We start from the raw sequence: 2,919 nt of genomic DNA, 5'->3' as shown, positions 1-2,919 counted from the left end.
GCAGAAGCAGGCGCTGCAGCGCACCGCGCAGGGAACCGGCGTGCAGGTCAGCCAGACCGCCGACAACCGGCTGAAGCTGAACGTGCCGGCCGATGCCGGCTTCGCCACCGGCAGCGCGACGCTGAACCCCCGCCTCTACCCGATCCTCGACCAGCTCGGCCAGGGTCTGCAGCAGAACCCGACCGAGACGGTGCAGATCATCGGCTATACCGACAGCACCGGCTCGAACGCGATCAACTACCCGCTCTCGGACAATCGCGCCGCGAGCGTGAAGACCTATCTCGTCTCGCGCGGGATCAGCGGGCAGCGCATCGCCACGCGCGGCATGGGGCCGCAGGATCCGGTCGCCAGCAACGCGACGGCCGCCGGGCGCGCCGCCAACCGGCGGGTCGACATCTATGTCGCCTTTCCGCCGCAGCCGGCCGGCTGAGCGGCGCGCCGCATGAGCGAAGAGTCCGGACGCTTCCTCGCCCTCGTGGGCAGCTATCGGCTGGCCCCGGAGGATGCGCCGGCCTTCGCGGAGATCGCGCGGCGCTGCGTCGCCCTCACCGTGGTCAAGCCGGGCTGCCTGTATTTCACCATCGCCGAGGACGTCTCGGCGCCCGGACTCTTTCATCTCTCGGAGGGATGGGCTGACCGGGCCGCCCTCGATGCGCATCTCTCCAGCGCCGATTTCGCGGCGGTCCTGGCGGAGGCCGGGCGGTTGCGCGTTCTCGGCCGCACCGCCTTCGTGGCGGAGGCGAGCGGCCGGCGGTCCCTGTTCTGACCGCCCGGCACGGCCGGGGGGTTGCGCGATCCCGTCTGTACCGATAGGTATTGAGAATACCAATCGGTACAGGAGAGACGCGGATGAGCATCATCGCCCCACCCTTCACGCGGGACAGCGCGATCCGGAAGGTTCGCCTCGCGGAGGACGGCTGGAACGGCCGTGACCCGGAAAAGGTCGCGCTGGCCTACACGCCCGACAGCCGCTGGCGGAACCGCGCGGAATTCGTCAGCGGCCGGGCGGAGATCGTCGCCTTCCTGACCCGCAAATGGGCCAAGGAACTCGATTATCGCCTGATCAAGGAATTATGGGCCTTCGGCGAGGACCGCATCGCCGTCCGCTATGCCTATGAATGGCACGACGACAGCGGCAACTGGTTCCGCTCCTACGGCAACGAGAACTGGGAATTCGACGCCGCCGGGCTGATGCGGCGGCGCTTCGCCTGCATCAACGACCTGCCGATCGCCCCGGCCGAGCGCAAGTTCCACTGGCCGCTCGGGCGCCGCCCGGATGATCATCCGGGCCTGTCCGATCTCGGGCTCTGAGCCGGCGGCGCGGCCATGCGGACGATCAACCAGCGCGCCGACGTCGTGCCGCTGCTGGGCGAGGTGTTCCGCGAGTTCGGCTACGAGGGCGCCTCGCTGAGCCGGATCACCGGGCGGACGGGCCTTGGCAAGGGCAGCCTCTACCACTTCTTTCCCGGCGGCAAGGAGGAGATGGCGCAGGCGGTGCTCGACGATGTGGACGCCTGGTTCGAGCGCCACGTCTTCGCGCCGCTGCGCGACGAGGCGCCCGAGGTTGCGCCCGAGGCGGCCATCGAGGGGATGTGGGATGCCGTGACCGCCTATTTCCGCTCCGGCGCGCGGATCTGCCTGGTCGGCGCCTTCGCCCTCGACGGCACGCGGGACCGGTTCGCCGAGGCCGTCTCCGGATATTTCGTCCGGTGGATCGCGGCGTTGCGCGACGCGCTGGTGCGGCGGGGCTGGGCGCCGGCCGAGGCCGCCGCCCGCGCCGAGGAGGCCGTGCTCGGCATCCAGGGCGCCCTCGTGCTGGCGCGGGCGACCGGCGATCAGGCGGTGTTCGTCCGGGCGATCGAACGCTTGCGGGTCCGGCTGCGGCCGGCGGCGCAATCGTGACATGACAGTTTCGCGCCGGCGCGGTAGGGTTTCGCGGTCATGAAGGACATCGCCGCGCTGAAGCTCTACACGCGGGTCGCGCGCCTCGGCAGTTTTTCGGCGGCGGGCAGGGAGAGCGGCATGTCGCAGCCGCAGGTCTCGCGCATGATCGCCGAACTCGAACAGGAACTCGGCGCCAGGCTGCTGTCGAGGACGACGCGGGCGGTGGTGCCGACCGAGGCCGGCAAGGCGTTCCTCCTCCGCATCGAGGCCATTCTCGCCGCGCTCGACGAGGCCGGCCAGAGCGTGCGCGAGGGCGGCGAGTTCCACGGCATGCTGCGGCTCAGCATGCCCACGAGTTTCGGCATCCATGTCGCGATTCCGCGCCTCGCCGATTTCGCGGCCCGGCATTCGCGGCTGCAGATCCACCTCGAACTCGACGACCGGCGGCAGGACCTGGTGCGCGAGGCCGTGGATGTCGCGATCCGGATCGGCACGCTGCCGGATTCGGCCAGCGCCACCGCCCGGCAGATCGCGCTGGTCTCCCGGGTGATCGTGGCCTCGCCGGCCTACCTGGCCGCGAATGGCGCGCCGGCGCGGCCCGAGGATCTGGCGGGCCACCGGATCATCGGCGGCGCCGCCGCCACCAACCCCCTGGCCTGGACCTTCGAGCGCGACGGCGAGCGCATCGCAGCGCGGGTGCAGCCGCAGTTCACCACCAACGAGAACGAGGGGGCGATCGTCGCCGCCATCGCCGGGCTCGGCATCACCTCGACCGGCGAATGGGATTGCCGGCGGGCGCTGGATGATGGCTCCCTCGTCCGCCTGCTGACGGACTGGACGATGGCCGATGTGCCCGTCCACGCCTATTTCCCGATGGGCCGGAACACCCGCGCCGCGGCGCGCGCGCTGATCGACCATCTGCGCGAGGGGATCGCGGCGGACGGGCGGGGCTGATCCGCCGCGCCGATCAGACGATGATGTCGGCCAGCGGCGGCGGCGCGGCGAGTGCCGCGGCGACGGCCTCCAGGCTGGTGC

At 71.1% G+C, this 2,919-nt stretch carries 5 protein-coding genes; all 5 read left to right on the top strand.

Annotation, left to right across the window (positions count from 1 at the left end):
• Positions 1–430, top strand: a 430-nt coding sequence (locus APM_RS10295) for an OmpA family protein (RefSeq protein ID WP_007423311.1), incomplete at its 5' end; no start/stop codon positions are given.
• Positions 431–442: 12 nt separating this feature from the next.
• Positions 443–766 carry a putative quinol monooxygenase gene (locus APM_RS10290; RefSeq protein ID WP_007423310.1) on the top strand — a complete coding sequence of 108 codons (324 nt, stop codon included), beginning with the start codon at positions 443–445 and terminating at the stop codon, positions 764–766.
• Positions 767–849: 83 nt separating this feature from the next.
• The gene (locus APM_RS10285) at positions 850–1,311 is read left to right on the top strand and encodes a nuclear transport factor 2 family protein (protein WP_007423309.1); all 462 of its coding nucleotides are present in this window, start codon (positions 850–852) and stop codon (positions 1,309–1,311) included.
• Positions 1,312–1,326: 15 nt separating this feature from the next.
• The gene (locus APM_RS10280; protein ID WP_007423308.1) at positions 1,327–1,902 is read left to right on the top strand and encodes a TetR/AcrR family transcriptional regulator; all 576 of its coding nucleotides are present in this window, start codon (positions 1,327–1,329) and stop codon (positions 1,900–1,902) included.
• A gap of 39 nt (positions 1,903–1,941) precedes the next feature.
• Positions 1,942–2,838: a LysR family transcriptional regulator gene (locus tag APM_RS10275; protein WP_007423307.1), complete on the top strand. Its 897-nt coding sequence runs from the start codon at positions 1,942–1,944 to the stop codon at positions 2,836–2,838.
• Positions 2,839–2,919: the final 81 nt, after the last annotated feature.

Source organism: Acidiphilium sp. PM, assembly GCF_000219295.1.
Taxonomy (GTDB): domain Bacteria; phylum Pseudomonadota; class Alphaproteobacteria; order Acetobacterales; family Acetobacteraceae; genus Acidiphilium; species Acidiphilium multivorum.
This window is presented reverse-complemented; position numbering and strand designations above follow the sequence as displayed.